General features: G+C 57.1%; 19 protein-coding genes. 15 read left to right on the top strand and 4 right to left on the bottom strand.

The features are described from left to right. Positions 1-293 precede the first annotated feature (293 nt). Together FVV99_RS17535 and FVV99_RS17530 are read left to right on the top strand one after the other, a co-directional pair. Positions 294-1,097, top strand: a complete 804-nt coding sequence (locus FVV99_RS17535; protein WP_330861093.1) for an SDR family NAD(P)-dependent oxidoreductase — start codon at positions 294-296, stop codon at positions 1,095-1,097. 4 nt (positions 1,098-1,101) lie between these two features. After that, positions 1,102-1,755 (top strand): TetR/AcrR family transcriptional regulator, encoded by a 654-nt coding sequence (locus FVV99_RS17530; protein WP_161599042.1) that lies wholly within the window; start codon positions 1,102-1,104, stop codon positions 1,753-1,755. A 74-nt stretch (positions 1,756-1,829) separates the two neighbouring features. Here FVV99_RS17530 and FVV99_RS17525 read toward each other — a convergent pair whose 3' ends face one another. Further along, complete coding sequence (locus FVV99_RS17525; RefSeq protein ID WP_148255424.1) at positions 1,830-2,564, bottom strand: SDR family NAD(P)-dependent oxidoreductase; 735 nt, start codon at positions 2,562-2,564, stop codon at positions 1,830-1,832. A 111-nt stretch (positions 2,565-2,675) separates the two neighbouring features. On the opposite strand from FVV99_RS17525, the gene FVV99_RS17520 reads away from it, so the two are divergent. The 7 genes from FVV99_RS17520 to FVV99_RS17490 all read left to right on the top strand — a co-directional run bounded on the left by FVV99_RS17520 (position 2,676) and on the right by FVV99_RS17490 (position 9,427). Next, entirely contained in the window at positions 2,676-3,596 is a 921-nt protein-coding gene (locus FVV99_RS17520) for a LysR family transcriptional regulator (protein ID WP_148255423.1), read from the top strand. A 141-nt stretch (positions 3,597-3,737) separates the two neighbouring features. After that, entirely contained in the window at positions 3,738-4,514 is a 777-nt protein-coding gene (locus FVV99_RS17515; protein ID WP_148255422.1) for an aminoglycoside adenylyltransferase family protein, read from the top strand. A gap of 86 nt (positions 4,515-4,600) precedes the next feature. Continuing rightward, a complete protein-coding gene (locus FVV99_RS17510) occupies positions 4,601-5,068 on the top strand; it encodes a GNAT family N-acetyltransferase (protein ID WP_161599041.1) in 468 nt (155 codons plus the stop codon). Positions 5,069-5,205: 137 nt separating this feature from the next. Beyond that, entirely contained in the window at positions 5,206-5,706 is a 501-nt protein-coding gene (locus FVV99_RS17505; protein ID WP_148255420.1) for a hypothetical protein, read from the top strand. 133 nt (positions 5,707-5,839) lie between these two features. Then, positions 5,840-8,032: an OsmC domain/YcaO domain-containing protein gene (locus FVV99_RS17500; protein ID WP_148255419.1), complete on the top strand. Its 2,193-nt coding sequence runs from the start codon at positions 5,840-5,842 to the stop codon at positions 8,030-8,032. Positions 8,033-8,208: 176 nt separating this feature from the next. Further along, positions 8,209-8,685, top strand: a complete 477-nt coding sequence (locus FVV99_RS17495) for a LabA-like NYN domain-containing protein (protein ID WP_148255418.1) — start codon at positions 8,209-8,211, stop codon at positions 8,683-8,685. A gap of 58 nt (positions 8,686-8,743) precedes the next feature. Beyond that, on the top strand, positions 8,744-9,427 hold the full coding sequence (locus tag FVV99_RS17490; RefSeq protein WP_148255417.1) for a DNA-3-methyladenine glycosylase I: 684 nt from the start codon (positions 8,744-8,746) through the stop codon (positions 9,425-9,427). A gap of 245 nt (positions 9,428-9,672) precedes the next feature. Here FVV99_RS17490 and FVV99_RS18965 read toward each other — a convergent pair whose 3' ends face one another. Beyond that, entirely contained in the window at positions 9,673-9,909 is a 237-nt protein-coding gene (locus FVV99_RS18965; protein WP_148255416.1) for an addiction module protein, read from the bottom strand. Positions 9,910-10,166: 257 nt separating this feature from the next. On the opposite strand from FVV99_RS18965, the gene FVV99_RS17475 reads away from it, so the two are divergent. After that, complete coding sequence (locus FVV99_RS17475) at positions 10,167-10,805, top strand: glutathione S-transferase family protein (protein WP_148255415.1); 639 nt, start codon at positions 10,167-10,169, stop codon at positions 10,803-10,805. An 8-nt stretch (positions 10,806-10,813) separates the two neighbouring features. Here the strand turns inward: FVV99_RS17475 and fabF are convergent, their stop codons facing one another. Then, positions 10,814-12,079 (bottom strand): beta-ketoacyl-ACP synthase II, encoded by a 1,266-nt coding sequence (gene fabF, locus FVV99_RS17470; RefSeq protein WP_148255414.1) that lies wholly within the window; start codon positions 12,077-12,079, stop codon positions 10,814-10,816. A gap of 89 nt (positions 12,080-12,168) precedes the next feature. Between fabF and FVV99_RS17465 the strand changes: the two genes are divergently transcribed. Continuing rightward, entirely contained in the window at positions 12,169-12,831 is a 663-nt protein-coding gene (locus FVV99_RS17465; protein WP_148255413.1) for a TetR/AcrR family transcriptional regulator, read from the top strand. A gap of 69 nt (positions 12,832-12,900) precedes the next feature. Then, complete coding sequence (locus tag FVV99_RS17460; protein WP_148255412.1) at positions 12,901-13,548, top strand: DUF2268 domain-containing putative Zn-dependent protease; 648 nt, start codon at positions 12,901-12,903, stop codon at positions 13,546-13,548. 274 nt (positions 13,549-13,822) lie between these two features. On the opposite strand, the gene FVV99_RS17455 is transcribed toward FVV99_RS17460, so the two are convergent. Further along, a complete protein-coding gene (locus FVV99_RS17455; RefSeq protein WP_201745154.1) occupies positions 13,823-14,758 on the bottom strand; it encodes an integron integrase in 936 nt (311 codons plus the stop codon). Between the two features lie 259 nt (positions 14,759-15,017). Between FVV99_RS17455 and FVV99_RS17450 the strand changes: the two genes are divergently transcribed. From FVV99_RS17450 to FVV99_RS17440, 3 genes are all read left to right on the top strand, one after another. Further along, positions 15,018-15,653 (top strand): hypothetical protein, encoded by a 636-nt coding sequence (locus FVV99_RS17450; protein WP_148255410.1) that lies wholly within the window; start codon positions 15,018-15,020, stop codon positions 15,651-15,653. Positions 15,654-16,181: 528 nt separating this feature from the next. Further along, positions 16,182-16,904, top strand: a complete 723-nt coding sequence (locus FVV99_RS17445) for an HNH endonuclease (protein ID WP_148255409.1) — start codon at positions 16,182-16,184, stop codon at positions 16,902-16,904. Between the two features lie 46 nt (positions 16,905-16,950). Beyond that, on the top strand, positions 16,951-17,619 hold the full coding sequence (locus FVV99_RS17440) for an HNH endonuclease (RefSeq protein ID WP_148255408.1): 669 nt from the start codon (positions 16,951-16,953) through the stop codon (positions 17,617-17,619). Positions 17,620-17,781: the final 162 nt, after the last annotated feature.

Raw genomic sequence — 17,781 nt, 5'->3', positions numbered from 1 at the left:
CCGACTGAAAGTAAATACCGTTGCCGGGAATAGTAAATACCGTTGCCGGGAATGTGAACGCTAACTCCGGAAAATCCAGAAAAAGCGTTCACCTTCGACCAGAATGGCTGTGCAGACGAAACCGGAATCGATGTTCATGATGAGCCGGAATATGCAGCGATCCTGAACGGCCAATGTTGGTGGAATGCGGGCAGGCAGCTTGGTAGGAAGGAGGTTCCCGAAGCGGGCACAATAGCTTCCGGTGATCTTTCACGAGTCCTTGCAAATGGACCGGCTGCCATCTATGTTGACCAATGGTCATTTTCTGGAGGGGCAGCATGACAATCGCTGGGAAGTGGGCGCTTATTACCGGGGCGTCGGGGGGGATGGGGATGGAATTCGCATACCTGCTGGCTCAGAGGGGCCACAATCTAATCTTGGCAGCCCGCAGCGTCGACAAGCTCGAGGTCGCCGCGTCCGAACTCAGGAAGTCCGGTGTGCAGGTGGATGTCGAACCCTTTGATCTTAGCGTGGAAGGCGCCGCCGACGAACTGGTCACTGCCGTGAAAACCAAGGGCATCGAAATTGATGTTCTCATCAACAATGCGGGTCAGGGCTTGTATGGTGATTTCACCGATCAGTCTACGCAGGCGCTAGATCGCATGCTGCACCTCAACATGTTGAGTGTAACCACCCTCACTCACGCCATTGCGGCGGAAATGGCACACCGCGGCAATGGTCATATCCTTCTGGTCGCCAGCCTTACATCCTTTATGCCGTGTCCTACTTATGCCGCCTATGCGGCTACCAAGGCATATGTCCGCCATTTCGGCGAAGCGCTTCACGACGAGCTGGCGCCTTGCAATGTTGGCGTCACAGTCTTGTCGCCAGGGCTTATGGATACCGGTTTTCTTAGTACAGCGGGGCAGGAGCCAAGCCAAGCGATGAGGCGCACAATGACGTCTCCTCGGTTAGCGGCCAAGGTCGGGATCGATGCTCTTTTCGCTCGACGCCAAACCGTAGTGGCCGGATCATTGAATAATGTCGTTGCTGCTGCATCGCGTATTCTCCCAAAGGGCGCGCAAACGCGGATCATGTCGCATGCGTTGAATGGATAGGCCAATGGTCAGATACGCGCATGCAAAAGAGGACAAGGAAGCACGCCGTGACAACATACTCGGCGCCGCTCTTTGCTTGTTCCTCCAAGACACCCGGCATCTCCCGGCAGTCGCAAGCATTGCCGCCAAAGCCGGTCTGGCGAAGGGTACCGTCTACTTATACTTCGACACCAAGGAACAGATTTTCGCCGCCCTTCTCTCACGCGAGTGGGACGCGCTTCTGATGGAGGTCGAAGCGAGTTTCGCCGAGCCGTTCGAGCATAAAGCTTCCCCAATAGCCCGTTTCATCGACAGGTTCGCCAAGTTTCTGGACTCACATCCCTATTTTCTGCGCTTTGACTCCATCGGCTATGTCCAAGTGGAGGCTAATCTGCCAACCGACGAGTTCTGGCGCTTCAAGGAGGCCTTTGCCTCTGCTTTGGATCAGGCGGGACGCACGGTGGATACCAGCCTCGCGCTGTCTTCGGGCACTGGCCGACATCTGCTGATCCGCAGCTACGCTTTGGCCAGAGGACTTTGGCAAACGCTCGACCTCCCTGAGCGACTGAGAAACGACACTCGCTTTGCAAACTATCCGCTGGCTAATATCGATTTTGACGCCGAACTCCGCTCGGCCTTGCAAGAGTACTGGCATGGCGCACTAACGCTACCCGTTTGACACATTTGCGACGAAGCTGGTTTCAGAAGGGCCGAACCAGCGTGGACCGAGGTCCGGACCATCATCAAAGGCCATCACCAGGGAAGATCACCCTGTGCATCGGCAAAACCTCCCATCCGAACACTTTCGGCGAGTGCGGCACCCGCCGGGGCCATGGCGGCTTCGGCGGGCAGGCGATTGCCTGTGTGGCCGGTCAGATCGGTCGCCGTGAGCCCGGGGCAGATGGACTGAACGGTGATACGGCTGTCACGCAGCTCCGCTGCGAGTTGCACCGTCAGCATGTTCAGCGCGGTCTTCGACGCATTGTAACCGATCAGTTTCACGTCATAGGCTTCCCAGGAGGGATCGCCGTTAAGCTTGAGCGAACCGAGGCTGCTCGACAGGTTGACGATACGGCCGGCCTCGGCGCGATGGAGCAGAGGCAGCATCGCTTGCGAAACGGCCAGAGCGCCGAAGAAGTTCGTTTCGAACACCTGCCGCACCGCGTCGAGCGACGCCTTGCCGGGCGTTCCATCTCCGGCAACCCCGATGCCCGCATTGTTCACGAGGATGTCGAGCCGTCCATGCGTCTCTGCGATTCGGGTCGCCGCGTTGTCGATGCTCTGCGCATCCGTGACATCCAGCGGCACCCAGGAAGCCGTGATGCCCTCCTCGGTGAGCGCGCGAGCGGCGGCCTGGCCGCGTTCGGAATTCCGTGCGCCGATCAGCACGACGGCGTCAGCCTGGCCGATCTGCCGTGCGATCTCATAGCCGATGCCCTTGTTGGCACCGGTCACGAGGACGATCCTGGTTTTCTCTTGAGTACTCATGATCTTCATCCTGCTGCTGTGGATTGTCTGGCAGCACCTAATATAATGACGGCACGGCAGGATAAAATGCGAACGAACTTCCATGAACTATGCATCTCGAATGGATAATCCATGCGCTCAGATTTGATCCGGGACTATGACGCCTTTCTTTGCGTGGCAGAGGCCGGCAGCTTTGTCGGTGGAGCGCGTGCCCTAGGCGTCAGCGCTTCAGCGATGAGCGCGATAATCCGGCGGCTGGAGGCGCGCGTCGGCGTGCAGCTACTGCACCGCACCACGCGCAGTGTCTCGCTGACGGACCAGGGCAACGCGCTGAAGTCGCGGCTTCAAGGCGCCTTTGATGAGATCGACGCCGCTACGCAGGATCTCCTGGAACATCGGCAGTCGCCTGCGGGCACCGTGCGTATCGTGATATCGCGCGATGCTTACGATGACGTCATCGCACCCTGCCTCGCGGATCTTCACAGGACCTACCCGCAGATCCTGCTCGACATCCATCTTGAGGAGGTTTGTGTCGACATCGTGAGCGAGCGCTATGATTTGGGGTTCCGGCTAGGCGAATACCTCCATCCCGATACGGTCGCCGTGCCGGTCGGACCGGACCTGCGCCAGTTGGCGGTGGCTTCGCCCAGCTATGCCGCGGCGCATGGGCTGCCCTCTCATCCGCAGGAATTGGCGCATCACGCCTGTCTCAATTGGCGCAAGCAGGTCGATGGCGAGCCCTATGCCTGGGAGTTCGAGAAGGACGGCATTCCCCTGTCGATCGCCGTGCAAGGACCGATGATCTTCAATGATCGCAGTGCGGCCGTGCGCGCGGCGATGGACGGGATCGGCATTGCCATGTGGCTCGAGCACCGACTGCAGCCGATGATCGACGACGGCTTGCTGGTGCCCGTCCTGGAGGAGTGGGCTCCCCGCCATCGCGGGGTCTTCGCCTACTATTACCGCAACCGGCACATGAGCCCGGCCACCCGCGCGGTGATTGAGTTCCTGCGGCGGAGTAGCCCCGAGCCTTCCAATATGCAACGGGAATAAATTCATGATATTCGAGTTACCTGCACCGGATGCGCAAGGGGCAAAGTCATTGGTTGAATGCATTTATCTCTCTAAAGAACAACCCCTTCGGCGGCAGAGCTATATCTACTTTGGATAGAAATACATTGTGCTGAGGGCAACATGCTGACTCCAGTGATTCCAGATGAAGCGAAGCAAGCACAGTCCATTGTCGAGAGCGTGATTGGTGAATCGGTCGTTGGCATTTACCTGTTCGGTTCTGCTGTCGTCGGCGGATTAAAAAACGACAGTGATGTTGATATTTTGGTAGCGGTCAATGGGGCTCTCACGTTCCCGCAGAGGCAAGCGTTAGTTGCCCAATTGATGAACGTATCCGGGGCCATTGGTAATGTGCATTCGATCAGGCCGATAGAACTGACGGTCATCGCAGTCTCCGATGTCGTGCCCTGGCGTTTCCCGCCCCGGGCGGAATTCGTCTATGGAGAGTGGTTGCGGGAGGAGTTCGAGACGGGAAGCGTTCCGGAACCCGGCCACGATCCTGATCTTACGATTGTGCTGAAAAAGGTAGTCGACAATAGCTTCCCTCTTTATGGAAAGGGCGCTACTGAACTTTTTGATCCGGTGCCCGTCGCTGACATTCAACGAGCCATTCGTGAGTCTTTACCCACTCTGCTGGCGGAGGCGGAAGGGGATGAACGCAATGTCGTTCTGACGTTATCGCGTATGTGGCTGACTGCCGCTACCGGGGATATCGCCCCAAAAGATAGTGCGGCTGAATGGGGAGAACGACGATTACCTGATGATCACGCTGCCTTGTTGAAATACGCCCGGGAAGGCTATCTCGGGGAAATTGAGGATCAGTGGGGAGATAAGCGGGATAATTTCAAGGCACTTGTCTCAAACATGCGAAAATCGATTGAAGGGTGTCTTGAGGCGTAGCAGCGCACGGTGACGGCGGTTCCGCAGCGCCTGCGACGCTTCGCCAGAGCGGCACATTCGGTTAGCGTTGTGCAATGGGAAAAATAATGAGCATTAGTCTAATACCAGCGACAAGACAGAACCGTACCGAGGTATTGCAATATGTGCGCGCGTATCATGAATTTGAAGGTGTGCGCTTGTCAGACGAACAACGAATCGCGGCTATCGATGAGCTTATCGGTTCGGATGAGCTAGGGCGGATATTCCTGATTGAACGTGATAAGACGACTATCGGTTATATCGCAGTCTGTTTTGGCTTCTCGATAGAGTTTGTCGGGCGTGACGCTTTCATTGACGAGATGTTCATCGTGTCAGGGTATCGTGGTCTTGGCTATGGGCGTGAAGTGTTGAAGCAGGTAAAGCAGGAGTTGCAGTCGGCAGATATAAAGGCCCTGCATCTGGAGGTGGCGCGCGATAACGATCAAGCCCAGAGATTGTACCGTAGTGTCGGTTTTGAGAGCCGCGAAAAATATTACTTGATGTCAGCACTGTTGGCCGACTCGGACGCACAATAACACGCTCACGAGGGATCACCTCCTCGCTGGCGTTACCGCGTACCATCGCTGCCGAGAGCGTCCGTTTTTCGCCCAATGTGATATATCATCAGTTCCCCCTGTCAGGGCCATCTGAAAGGATCAATGGAGGATCACTTATGCGCAGGTCAATCCTTGGCGCCATGCTGTTGTTACTTCTGCCGAACCTGGCATTGGCGCAGCAACTATGGGGGCCAACGACTCCCGGGATGACGCCGGATGACGTCGTGCAGGCCGTCGATGGGGCCTATCTCCACGAAAGTGGCGACCGTTTGGCCACGGGGGCGATCGAAGCCGTACGGCGAGATGGGTACGAACTGGCGGGAGAGGCGTTCACCCAGCGGTTTTTCTTTCTCAATGATGGGCTCACCCAGGTCACCATGAGCCTGGATAATACGCGCGATTTCGACGCCATGCAGGGCCTGATCGATTCGCTGTCGGAGGAAATGCGGGAGCGGTATGGAGAAGCCACCGATTCAGAAGTTACGACGACAGGCCTCATGAGGCAAGCGAAAGTGGGCTGGGTGGATGGTCGCAGAAAGATCCGGATCTTCTCCATGACCATGGGGGAAGACGATGCCTTGCTGAATGTGAACTACCAGGCCTATTTTGCCGATTAGGGGGAACCGTGCGGAGTGGGGCGACGCCGGCCGGATTTTTTGCCGGCCCCCAAGACGAGCGGCGGGAAAAACTGGATAATGGCGGGTTTTCCACCTTCGCTCCGGCGAAGCTCAAACGTCCGGTGCTCTGTTCATGGAAATCAAGGTCAATTATCTCGACAACCTCCGCCTGGAGGCCAAGTTCGACGACTTCACCGTCATCTCCGATCAGCCCATCCGCTACAAGGGGGATGGCTCAGCACCCGGCCCGTTCGACTACTTCCTGGCCTCTTCGGCCATGTGCGCGGCCTATTTCGTGAAGGTGTACTGCAACGCGCGCGACATTCCCACCGAGAACATCCGCCTGTCGCAGAACAACATCGTCGATCCGGAGAATCGCTACAACCAGATCTTCAAGATCCAGGTCGAGCTGCCGGAGGATCTTTCCGACAAGGACCGCCAGGGCATACTGCGCTCGATCGAGCGTTGTTCGGTCAAGCGGGTGGTGCAGAACGTTCCCGAGTTCCAGATCGAGACGGTGGAGAACCTGGACGAAGATGCCCAGGCGCTGTTGATGGCCGAGCCGGCGGAAGGGGCCAGCACCTGGATCGAGGGCAAGGACCTGCCGCTGGAACAGACCATCGCCAATATGACGGGCATTCTCGAGTCGCTCGGCATGCAGATCGAGATCGCCTCCTGGCGCAATATCGTGCCGCACGTGTGGTCGCTGCACATTCGCGACGCCCACTCCAACATGTGCTTCACCAACGGCAAGGGATCGACCAAGGAGAGTGCGCTGTGCTCGGCGCTGGGCGAGTTCATCGAGCGCTTGAGCTGCAACTTCTTCTACAACGATCAGTTCTTCGGCGAGGAGATTGCTAACGCCGCCTTCGTTCACTACCCGAACGAGAAGTGGTTCCAGCCGGGGCCGAACGACGAACTGCCGGCGGGCATCCTGGATGACCACTGTCGGGCGATATACGACCCGGACGGCGAGCTTTGCGGTTCCCACCTGATCGACACCAACTCCGGCAAGGTGGAACGCGGCATCGTCTCGCTGCCGTTCGTGCGCCGGTCGGATGGCGAGACGATCCATTTCCCTTCCAACCTGATCGAGAACCTCTATCTCAGCAACGGCATGAGCGCCGGCAATACTCTGCACGAGGCGCAGGTGCAGTGCCTCTCGGAAATCTTCGAGCGGGCGGTGAAGAAGCAGATCATCGAGGAGGAGATCGCACTGCCGGACGTGCCGCATGAGGTGCTGGCGAAGTACCCCGAGATTCTTGAGGGCGTCGAAGCGCTGGAGAAGCAGGGCTTCCCGGTGCTGGTCAAGGATGCCTCTCTGGGCGGGCAGTATCCGGTCATGTGCGTCACCCTGATGAACCCGAGAACGGGCGGTGTGTTCGCCTCCTTCGGCGCGCATCCCAGCTTCGAGGTGGCGCTGGAGCGCAGCCTCACCGAACTGTTGCAGGGCCGCAGCTTCGAAGGCATGAACGACTTCCTGCCCCCGACCTTCAACTCGCTCGCCATCACCGAGCCCAACAACTTCGTCGAGCACTTCATCGACTCCTCGGGGCTGGTATCCTGGCGTTTCTTCAGCAGCAAGGCGGATGTCGAATTCGTCGAATGGGATTTCTCCGGCACCAACGAGGAGGAAGCGGCGACCCTGTTCGGCATTCTCGAGGAGCTGGGTCACGAAGCCTACATGGCTGTCTTCGAGGACTTGGGCGCGCCGGTGTGTCGTATCCTGGTGCCGGGGTATTCCGAGGTCTACCCGGTGGAGGATCTGATCTGGGATAACACCAACAAGGCGCTGCTGTTCCGCGAGGACATCCTGCACATCCACGAGCTTAGTGACGAGCAGTTGAGCGATCTGCTGGACCGCCTGGAAGAGAGCCAGATCGATGACCACGAGGACATCATCACCCTGATCGGCGTCGAGTTCGACGAGAATACCGTGTGGGGCCAGCTCACCATCCTCGAATTGAAACTACTGATCAACCTGGCGCTGGGTCAGCTCGAAGAGGCGCTGGAGCGGGTCGGGATGTTCCTGCAGTTCAACGACAACACCGTCGAGCGCGGGCTCTTCTACCAGGCGGTGAATGCGGTGCTGGAGATCGCGCTGGACGACGAGCTGGAGCTGGACGACTATCTCTATAACTTCAAGCGCATGTTCGGCGCAGAGACCATGGACGCGGTAGTCGGCACGGTGAACGGCGAGGTACGGTTCCACGGCCTGGAGCCGACCAACATGCAGCTTGAAGGGCTCGACAGACACCAGCGCCTGATCGAGAGCTACAGGAAACTGCACGCCGCGCGGGCCGCCAGGGCAGGGGTGATGGTATAAGTCACGCAGCGGACACCACGCAGGACGAAACGCCCCGGGCCTGCTCTGGCCCGCGGAATTGGGTGGTCGACATCGACATCCCGTACAGACAGTCGGCAGCTTTCAAGGAATCGATAAGATGGCAAATTGATTCATTGTTATGCACCACAACGAGTTCATGACATGGAGTTCATGACATGGAAAAAGTGGCGATTTTTGTTGATGTCCAGAACGTCTATTACACCGTACGGGATGCGTACAAGCGACACTTCGATTACAACACGTTCTGGGCAAAGGTAACCGCCGGCCGAGAGGTCGTGAAAGCGTTTGCTTATGCAATCGATAGAGGCGATCAGAAACAGCGAGAGTTTCAGAACATACTTAGAGCTATTGGCTTTGAGGTAAAGCTGAAACCGTTCATTCAACGATCGGACGGCTCCGCAAAAGGCGATTGGGATGTTGGCATCACGCTCGATGCCATCGAATACGCTGAGCAGGTAGATGTCATCGTGCTCGTGTCGGGTGATGGGGACTTCGACCTGCTGGTGAACAAGATTCGTGATGTGTATGGAAAGAAAGTCGAAGTCTATGGTGTTCCGCATCTAACAGCCAATTCACTGATGAGCGCGGCCAGTAAATTCATTCCTATCGATAAAGAACTTCTGCTGGTTTAACGCTTTGCCAGGCGCTTTTCAGACCCTGTTCGACTCCATGACTTCCATCGAGACAACCATGACACTCGACTACCGCTGGCTTTACGATACCGCACGCAAGCGTTTCGAATCAGACGAAGCCTTGGAGGCCTTCCTGCCCGAAGCGCTCACCCCTGATGAACTGAAGCAGAAAGGGGATGATCGCTACCTTTCCGCCATGAGCCAGCGGGTGTTTCAGGCCGGTATGCAACATTCGGTGGTCGATGCCAAGTGGCCCGCCTTTGAAGACGCCTTCTGGGGCTTTGAACCCGAGAAAATGGTGTTGCTCAGCCCGGAGCAGATCGAAGGCTACATGAAAAACGATCGGGTCATTCGTCATCGTACCAAGCTGCAGACCATTCCTGAAAACGCCCAATTCATTCTGGATACTCGACAGGAGCAGGGCACCAGCTTTGGCGAGTTCATTGCCAACTGGCCGAGTTCCGACATCATCGGCTTGTGGCGTTTGCTTGCCAAGCGCGGCGCTCGTTTGGGCGGACGCTCGGGCGCCGGTTTCTTGCGTTTGGTCGGCAAGGATACGTTTTTGTTGACCAGCGATGTGGTTGCGCGCCTGATGGCCGCCGGCATCATTGACCAGGCCCCCACGAGTCAGCGAGACATGCAGGCCGTACAGGATGCCTTCAATGAGCTGCAGCAGAATTCGGGAAGGCCGTTATGTCATCTCTCGGCCATGCTGTCGTTGAGTATCAATCCAAAGTTCTAACACTTGTTAGGGCTTACTGCGCTTCCGCCAATACCCAGGTTTTCGGGAGTGGTGAGCAACGGCAATGACTACAGCTTCTTCGGGGAGGGGTGATAAGGGGATGAAGTTTTCTTCAATAACGTCGATGGCGGCATCAACGGCAGCAAAAAACTCGGCTCCGAGCCCTGGCTGTTCATATTCGTATCATGCTGCTGCCTCTATCGCTTCCTGCGAGGCCTCTTCCAGTATCCTTACCGTTCGCACTGTTACTGGTCTAACCTCGCTCGCATCTTTGACCTGAACTCTTCACGGCTGAGCAACGTGGCCTTTCCGTTTTTGACCTTGGACACACGGCGAACAATTTCATCGTTCCAAGCCTGCTCGACAGAGTCATCACGGGGACCGTCCAGGCTCATTATTAGCTCCCGAGCCAGCGCTGCACGCTCCGACTCGGAGAGAGTCGAAATCTGGGAGCGTAGGTGGTCTAATGTTTCGGTAGTCATGGTGCCTCCGCGAGTGGCGATACAGCTACGCTATCCCGATTCAAAAGCCCTAACAAGGCCAGTCACGGCGACGCCTACTCCATTGCGGCTTCGCCTCAATTCCGTCGCCGCTCTTGCTTACGCTTCGGATGGGTCAACCATCCAACGTGTTCCTGTAAACCACCCGACTCGACGAACGATCGCTCGTCTCAGTCCATGCGCGCACTCGGCTACCGCTGAATGGGCGACCCATGTCGTCATCGAGAGGAGTCACCGACATGACCGAGCTGATACTCACCACCTTCGACTGGGTTCCCGAGATGCCGCGGGGCTATGTGCGCGACCTGCGGGTACGCTGGGCACTGGAGGAGGCCGGATTGCCCTATCGCGTCGAGAGCGTACCGTTTCGCGATCGAGCGGCCGATCATTTTGCGCATCAACCCTTCGGGCAGGTGCCGTGGCTGAGCGATGGCGATCTCTCGATCTTCGAGAGCGGCGCGATCCTGCTGCATCTGGGTGAGCGCCACGGGGTGTTGATGCCGATCGATCCTCGCCATCGCAGCGAAGTCGTCGAATGGCTGTTCGCGGCGCTCAATTCCGTCGAGATGGCGAGCCTGCCCTGGGCCCTGTTCCAGTTCACGGGCGACACCGAGGAAACATCGGGCAGGCAGATACTGGACACGTTCCTGGCATCGCGGCTTCAGCATATGGAGTCGCTGCTGGCCGAGCGCGAATGGCTGGCCGGGGCCTTCTCCATCGCCGATATCGCCATGGCGGATGCGCTGCGTCTCGTCGACCGCTTTGGCGGCATGGCGGACTATCCGGCCTGCCGGGAGTATGTCGCCCGCGCCACGGCGCGCCCCTCCTTCGTGAAGGCGCACGCCGATCAGATGGCACATTTCGCGGCGGCGGACTGAACTCGCCGCTAGAGCTTGCTGACGATCAGCGCCGCATTCACCCCACCGAAGCCGAAACCGTTGCACAGCACGTGCTGGGTAGCGTGCTCGTGTGCCGAGCCCGAGACGAATTCCAGATCGCCTAGATCCTCGTCGACGTGTTCCAGGTTCAGGGTCGGGGGCAGGCGATCGTGCATGGCCGCCAGGGCGGAGAAAATGCTCTCCACGCCGCCGGCGGCACCGAGCAGGTGGCCGGTGGCCGATTTCGTCGCGGAGATCGGAATACCGGGCAGGGCGTCGCCGAAGGCGTTGCGCAGGGAGGCGATCTCGGCCCGGTCGCCGACAGGAGTCGAGGTGGCGTGCGCGTTGATGTGATCGATCGCCTCGGGGGATAGCCCCGCCATCTTCAGTGCTGATCGAATGGCCGCCGCGGCGCCTGCGCCGTCTTCCGGGCCGGCGGTAATGTGGTGTGCATCCGAGCTGGTGCCGTAGCCACTGAGAACGGCCAGGGGCGTGGCCCCGCGTGCCTCGGCGTGGGCCAGGGTCTCGATCACCATCAACCCCGCGCCTTCTCCCATGACGAAGCCATTGCGTGCCTGGTCGAAGGGGCGCGACGCCTTGGCAGGATCGTCCTGCTCGGGGGAGAGCGCCTTCATGGCATGAAAACTCGCCAGCGAGAGCGGGTCGATACAGGCCTCGGCGCCGCCTACCAAGGCCACGTCGGCTTCGCCGCTACGGATCAGGCGCATGCCGTCGCCGATGGCCTGCACACCGGCCGCACAGGCCGTTACCGGGCAGCCCAACGGCCCCCGAAAGCCATAGCGAATCGACACGTTGCCCGCCGCCAGGTTGGCCAGAAAGGCCGGTACGGTGAACGGGGAGAGCCGGCGGTGGCCACGCGAGGCCAGGGTGGTCTGGGCCTGAGTGATGGTGGGGAAACCACCGATGCCGGAACCCACGATGGTGGCGGTGGCCTCACGCTCCGCATCGCTGGTGGGAAACCAATCGGCCTGGCTCAGCGCCTCTTCGGCGGCGGCCATGGCGTAGAGGCTGAACAGCTCCAGCTTGCGGCGCTCCTTGGCGTCGACCACGCGGTCCGGGTCGAGACCGGCTTCGGGGTCGCTCTCGATGTCGGGCACCGACCCCGCGACCTTGATCGGCAGGTCACCGGTGTCGAAGCGAGTGATCGGCGAGATGCCGGAGCGACCGGCCAGCAAGCGTTCCCAGCTAGCCTTGACGCCGCAACCGAGGGGACTGATCATTCCCATGCCGGTAATGACGAGCGGTGATTGCATGGTGCCTCCTGAAACCCTTGGATGTAGCCAAGCTAGCACCGAGCTATATATGATCAAGGTAATATTCAGTGTAGGAGTGTGAGGTCGCCATGCCCTACTCGACGAATCACAAGGCGGAATCCAGAGAGCGTATTCTCAAATCCGCCATCGAGTTGTTCAGTCGCCAGGGCTTCGAGAAGGTCTCGATCGGCCAGATCATGAAATTGGCCAAGATGACCCACGGGGCCTTCTATGCCCACTTCGCCTCGAAGGAAGCGCTCTATCGCGAATCGGTGCGCAAGACGCTGGAGCGTAGCCATGCCGCACGACTGGTCAAGGGGCCCTTGTCAGTGAAGCACCTGACGGATCTGGTCGCCAATTACTGGAACCTTCAGGAATTGGAGCGCAAGCGCCGCCCGGGCCCGGAGACGGTGCTGTTCAACGAGATCGGCAACGACAACGCCGAGGTACGCACCCTGTTCGAAGCCTCCTACCTGCGCATGAAGAAGATGCTGGAAACCCGCCTCATCGCCTTGAGCCGCCTGAAGAAACTGCCCTTCGACCCCGACCGCGAAGTCATCGCCGAAAAATCCCGCGCCATTCTCGCCTCGTTGGTGGGTGCCGTGGCCATCGCCAAGAGCCTGCCCGATGAGCAGGAGCGCCAACGCATTCTCGACGCCGCCCAGCGCAACATCCTGCAGATGCTCGGGGTCGACGAGAGCGAGCTGGAAGGCATGCTGGGGGATTCAGGGTATGAGCATGGCCTTGCCTAGACACTTTTCAGGCAATGCCTAGGCTGAGCCAGAACTGTAGGGCATTACATCAATCAAGCCGGAGGTAACATGGCACAATGGATAGTGCATTACGCGAATGCCTGCGGGCAACTCGATGGTTGGATCGAACGTATCAGCGAGGGCATAGAGCAGGCGCGTTATCGCGCCGAGCAAGTGTCGACGGCGATCAGCCTGGATGTGGTGGTGCAGGTCTGGCCCGGATGCGTCATCGAGTGTCGAGGGTTCGTCGGTTATGCGCCGACGGGAACCATGATGCAATTAACACTCGACCCAGGTAATGCCAACTTCGCCGACAACATGGGGGAACCATTCGAACGCATGGTGGCACACGAGCTTCACCATGTGATGCGTTGGCGAGGGCCAGGATACGGCAGAACCCTGGGAGAGGCTCTGGTCTCCGAAGGCCTGGCGGGTCATTTTTGTCGCCAGCTCTATGGTTCAGCCCCCGAGCCTTGGGAATCTGCGTTGAGTGATAAAGAAACCGTTGCTTGCGCCATGAAGGCAGAGCAAGAGTGGTGCGCACCATCTTACCGGCATGAGGAATGGTTCTTTGGCCAGGGAGACCTTCCTCCGTGGACCGGTTACAGCCTCGGTTATGCCCTGGTCGACAGATACCTGCAGCACAATGGTGGGCAGAGTGCCGCGTCATTGGTCCATGAGCCCGCTGCCAATTTCTATCCCTATCTACACAATTGATCCCCTCGTGGGGTAGTCAAACTGCAAGAAAGCGCCCTTATCGTCGAGTGCCTGCCCGATGCTCGGGTAGAGGCGAGCGAGCTGGTAGGTACCAAGCCCTCTCATGCTTTCGTGGGCATTGCTCTCGGCGTAACGGCTGGTTACGGTACGCTAAAGACCACTGAAGATGGTTAGTATAACCAATACGTAGCAGGGACTACCGCATGGATGGCAGCCGTTCATCGCAACATGCCCAGGTAGGGGCGGTAGCGTGCCAAGTAGTCCTTCTCAAGCCTCAACCCAACGGGCTACGCACACCGGCAAAGCCTTTGCCTAGCACGTGGGTGTAGATCTGCGTCGTTTCGACACTTTTGTGTCCCAACAGCTCCTGTACCGTCCTGATATCCGTACCCTGACTCAACAGTTGAGTGGCGAAGCTGTGGCGCAACGTATGGCAAGAGCCGGGGCGCGGTAACGATGCCGCTCTCATTGCTTGCCTGACGGCTTTCTGTACCGCTGACGGATGAATATGGTGAAGAACGACTTTTCCGGTCTCATCGAAGGAGGGGCGGCTAGCCGGAAACAGCCATTGCCAAGCCGAGGAGATGCCCGCATTCGGGTACTTGCGATCCAGTGCATGGGGTAGCGTCACCGGTACTTGGCCATGATGCAGACGATAGTCAAGTTGCTGTTCCGCAATGGCGATTTGATGCTGCAAGGCAGGGATGCAGGTCGCTGGGAGTAGGGTCGTCCTGTCTTTGTCTCCTTTGCCAGCTCTTACCGTAATGATCTGGCGTTCGAAATCGATATCTCGTACACGCAAGCGGCAAGTTTCGAGTACCCGCAGGCCCGAGCCGTACATCAAGGAAGCCATCACATGCATGGAGCCTGACAGTTGATCCAGCACGCGTATCACCTCATCGTGGGATAGCACTACCGGCAGCCGCCGCGGTCGCTTGGCGTGCGAGAATTCGCCAATATCCCCCAGAGGCTGATCGAGTACATGGCGATAAAGAAACACAAGAGCGTTCAGAGCCTGGTTCTGCGTGGCCGCCGCCACATGACGCTGAACCGCAAGATGCTCCAGAAAAGCCTTCACCTCGGGACCACCCATGTCGGCCGGATGTCGCACACCATGGAAACGAATGAAGTAGCGTATCCAATAACAGTACGTCTTCATGGTGCGCGGGCTGTAGCGCTTCACCCGCATGGTAGCCTTCACCCGATCCATTAGTTTCGGTGGTCTGCTGTGCGCGTCCATGCGCTGCTCCGTGCGTTCCTTGATGCTGTGTTTATATACAGTATTATCGGTTCCAGCAAAACGCGCAAGCATGCGAATTCTGCATAGGTTGCCTAGCTATTCTTAGCCTTAAGGAATATCAATGGGTTACAGTGAGACAGGCAAGCTAGATAACATTGTTGAACGCGCCCGCGCGTTCAAGTGGATAAATGAGCGGTCTATCTAATACCTGTTATGACGAAAGTACCCTATGCCTGAACAAATAGACGATAGTAGCGAAGATACCTGTGCAGGCCGTCCAATTAGGGCAGCAATGCATCCATTTTCGGTTGAATTTTTGGCGGGTTGTCGAAAGTTCTCTGATTTAGCCGAAGAGACTGACGATGGGCAAGAAGTTATGATTTACGCCACATCTTGCATCGTGAATGCCGCGTGTTTCTTGGAGGCCAAGCTAAATGAAGAGGTTGCGATAGCGCGGATTTGTTTTGATGAGGGCTCGGATGAGCGGAAGCGCTGGGACGAGGTTAAGGAAGGCGAACGACGCCATTCGGTTCCTCAAAAATGGAATCAAATAGCCGCGCTCACCGGCGGCTGTCGTTGGGATTCAGGGGTAGACCCGTTTCAGTCATTTGAAACCATCTCATCATTGAGAAACGAACTTATACATTTCAAGGGCGATCTACTTGGCAAAGACGAAGCGCCATCGAGAAAAATAGCCGGTCTTATGCAGCAGCTAGGTGTTAAAAGCAAAGCCACATGGATCGAAGATGACTGCTCCAGCTGGATTACTGATCTTCTCTCAGAAAAGTCTGTTGTCAGGTGGGTATCGGAAAAAATCACATCGTTCGACCAGCAGTACTATGCGCTTATGCATGGTCGGTCATAACAAGTGGCTGTTGTCGGACGCACCTCCGCTGGCGCTCCGGTGCGCCGCAAAGCCAAGCGTTAGCCGCCCTTACGAAATATGTTCAGGTACGGCGCCTGAACCAAAAGGAGTATAAGGTTGCGGTTAATATGGTATTTGCCGGGTTTAATAGCCTATTCGCCTTTGGCGTACAAGTTGGCTGTTGGTGACGCGTCTTTCGAGCTATGGATGCTGCTGCTTATTCCCTTCTTTTTCATACTGAACTTTTGGCTCTTTCTCATAATTATGCGGCTGGGTTGGACTGGGGCACTAGTTTGGCAGGAGCTAAAAAAGGAGAAGAGCTTTTATTGGTTAGTTTACGTTCTCCTTTTCATCGTTGGACCTGTTCTCTATATTTTCTACTATGGTTCCTGAGATCAGCGCCTAAGAGTATGACAAAATTTTGGGAAGATACGGCTAACCAAGCCATTAAATTCGCTCCTTTCGGTCGCCGGACGCTCGTTCCTCGCGCCGTTTATGGCGGGCGTTGGATGGTATTGGAGTACACAGATGCCACGTAAGCCAGGTCCAGGACTCTGTGTTCACTGCGTTCGGAAGGTAGCTGAGCGAAACTGGGACCATGTCTTTCCTCAGAGTTGGTATCCTGATACGACGCCGGATAATCTCGAGAAATGGAAGATTCCGTCATGCAAGAAATGTAACGGAGAGTACGGGCGCCTAGAGGAAGAACTCGGGACACTCCTGTCGGCTTGCATTGATCCAACCAAAGCGCAGGCATCGGGAATCTGGGAGAAAACGTTACGATCTCTAGATCCCTCTCAGGGCAAAGATGAAAAGGACAAAAGAATTCGCGCGAAAAGGAAGGAGAGGCTCCTGTCTCAGATTCTGGAGGGCGATCAGATTCCTTCGGAAGGCGTGTATCCCGGCCTCGGAGAGCGGTGGGGCAGACCTCGTAGGGAACAGCATGCCCTGTTGGTTCCCGCTAAGTATCTTGAGCGTATCGCGGAAAAAGTCGTTCGCGGATTAGCTTATATACAGGACGGGCAACTGCTCGGTGAAGATGTCGAGATTGAGCACTTGGTCGTGGCGGAAGAAGAAGCGGAAAGAATAGAGGCTGTCTTGGCGGAATACGGATCGACACTCCATCGCGGTCCGGGCGTGGAAGTCCATCGAGCTGTTACGCCGGATGATGGAGTGTCGTCGTTCAGCAAAATCACGATCTGGGGGCAGTTCGTAATGTACGTGTCGGTAATCAAGCACCCATCCAACTAGGCGCTGCAGCGGACCACGCGGAGCGTGGCCGCTGAGCGGGTCCGTTATGCATATTGATATGACCTATTGCATTTTCTGCAAATCAGATACGAAGAATGAGCGCTCCCGTGAACATATCATCCCGGAGTCGATGGGCAATGCGGACCATGTTCTTCCGCTTGGGGCTGTTTGCCACACCTGCAACCAGTACTTCGCAAGAAAAGTTGAGCGACCTTTGTTGGAGTCTCCGATTTTTCGGCATCTAAGAGCTGGAATGGAAGTGCCGTCCAAACGTGGACGTGTTCCGGTATGGAATACGTCAGATGGGCTGAATCTCCCAGGTAGACGTTTGATGGGGCGGTTTCTAGGTAAAATCGGCCTAGAGGTTCTAGTTCATAAGACACAGAACGTTAGTTCCTGGAACAAGGCCATTGTAGAGCAGAGTGGACTTGACGAATTGAGAAATCATGTGCGTTTTAACGCAGGAGAAGACTGGTCATTTACCTCTCGAACACTTCATCCGGTAAAAGCTGTTTTTTATGACGGTGCGGAGCGCTACGAAATTCTACATGAGTTCGACATGCTTATCACAGACAGTTCGGAGTACTACTCTGTGGTTTCAATCTTCGGGGTTGAGTTTACTCTGAATATAGGTGGCCGAACCACAGAAGGATTCGAGCGGTGGCTGGCAAGTAATAGGGGTGCAAGTCCTCTGTACTCAGGCAAAAATGCATAACCAGGCCAAGCACGGCGACAGCTTTTCCGTTGCGGCTTCGCCTCCACTAAAAAGCTGCGCGTGTTGGCGGCGTTAGAGAGCAAAGGAGACTCTATGCCAAGGCAAATCCCACGGGATGCTGTTGCCAAGTCAGTTATTGCAGGAATTACCCGAGCGCAGCAT

This window comes from Aidingimonas lacisalsi, from assembly GCF_008079445.1.
Lineage (GTDB): Bacteria > Pseudomonadota > Gammaproteobacteria > Pseudomonadales > Halomonadaceae > Aidingimonas > Aidingimonas lacisalsi.
This window is presented reverse-complemented; position numbering and strand designations above follow the sequence as displayed.

Bases quoted from the DNA above. Each gene is read 5' to 3' on its own strand.
- FVV99_RS17445 (WP_148255409.1), top strand. From the start codon at position 16,182: ATGCCACGTAAGCCAGGTCCAGGACTCTGTGTTCACTGCGTTCGGAAG.
- FVV99_RS17460 (WP_148255412.1), top strand. From the start codon at position 12,901: ATGGCACAATGGATAGTGCATTACGCGAATGCCTGCGGGCAACTCGAT.
- FVV99_RS17490 (WP_148255417.1), top strand. From the start codon at position 8,744: ATGACACTCGACTACCGCTGGCTTTACGATACCGCACGCAAGCGTTTC.
- FVV99_RS17475 (WP_148255415.1), top strand. From the start codon at position 10,167: ATGACCGAGCTGATACTCACCACCTTCGACTGGGTTCCCGAGATGCCG.
- fabF (WP_148255414.1), bottom strand. From the start codon at position 12,079: ATGCAATCACCGCTCGTCATTACCGGCATGGGAATGATCAGTCCCCTC.
- FVV99_RS17495 (WP_148255418.1), top strand. From the start codon at position 8,209: ATGGAAAAAGTGGCGATTTTTGTTGATGTCCAGAACGTCTATTACACC.
- FVV99_RS17535 (WP_330861093.1), top strand. From the start codon at position 294: ATGGTCATTTTCTGGAGGGGCAGCATGACAATCGCTGGGAAGTGGGCG.
- FVV99_RS17510 (WP_161599041.1), top strand. From the start codon at position 4,601: ATGAGCATTAGTCTAATACCAGCGACAAGACAGAACCGTACCGAGGTA.
- FVV99_RS17505 (WP_148255420.1), top strand. From the start codon at position 5,206: ATGCGCAGGTCAATCCTTGGCGCCATGCTGTTGTTACTTCTGCCGAAC.
- FVV99_RS17465 (WP_148255413.1), top strand. From the start codon at position 12,169: ATGCCCTACTCGACGAATCACAAGGCGGAATCCAGAGAGCGTATTCTC.
- FVV99_RS17440 (WP_148255408.1), top strand. From the start codon at position 16,951: ATGCATATTGATATGACCTATTGCATTTTCTGCAAATCAGATACGAAG.
- FVV99_RS18965 (WP_148255416.1), bottom strand. From the start codon at position 9,909: ATGACTACCGAAACATTAGACCACCTACGCTCCCAGATTTCGACTCTC.
- FVV99_RS17530 (WP_161599042.1), top strand. From the start codon at position 1,102: ATGGTCAGATACGCGCATGCAAAAGAGGACAAGGAAGCACGCCGTGAC.
- FVV99_RS17525 (WP_148255424.1), bottom strand. From the start codon at position 2,564: ATGAGTACTCAAGAGAAAACCAGGATCGTCCTCGTGACCGGTGCCAAC.
- FVV99_RS17450 (WP_148255410.1), top strand. From the start codon at position 15,018: ATGCCTGAACAAATAGACGATAGTAGCGAAGATACCTGTGCAGGCCGT.
- FVV99_RS17520 (WP_148255423.1), top strand. From the start codon at position 2,676: ATGCGCTCAGATTTGATCCGGGACTATGACGCCTTTCTTTGCGTGGCA.
- FVV99_RS17515 (WP_148255422.1), top strand. From the start codon at position 3,738: ATGCTGACTCCAGTGATTCCAGATGAAGCGAAGCAAGCACAGTCCATT.
- FVV99_RS17500 (WP_148255419.1), top strand. From the start codon at position 5,840: ATGGAAATCAAGGTCAATTATCTCGACAACCTCCGCCTGGAGGCCAAG.
- FVV99_RS17455 (WP_201745154.1), bottom strand. From the start codon at position 14,758: ATGGATCGGGTGAAGGCTACCATGCGGGTGAAGCGCTACAGCCCGCGC.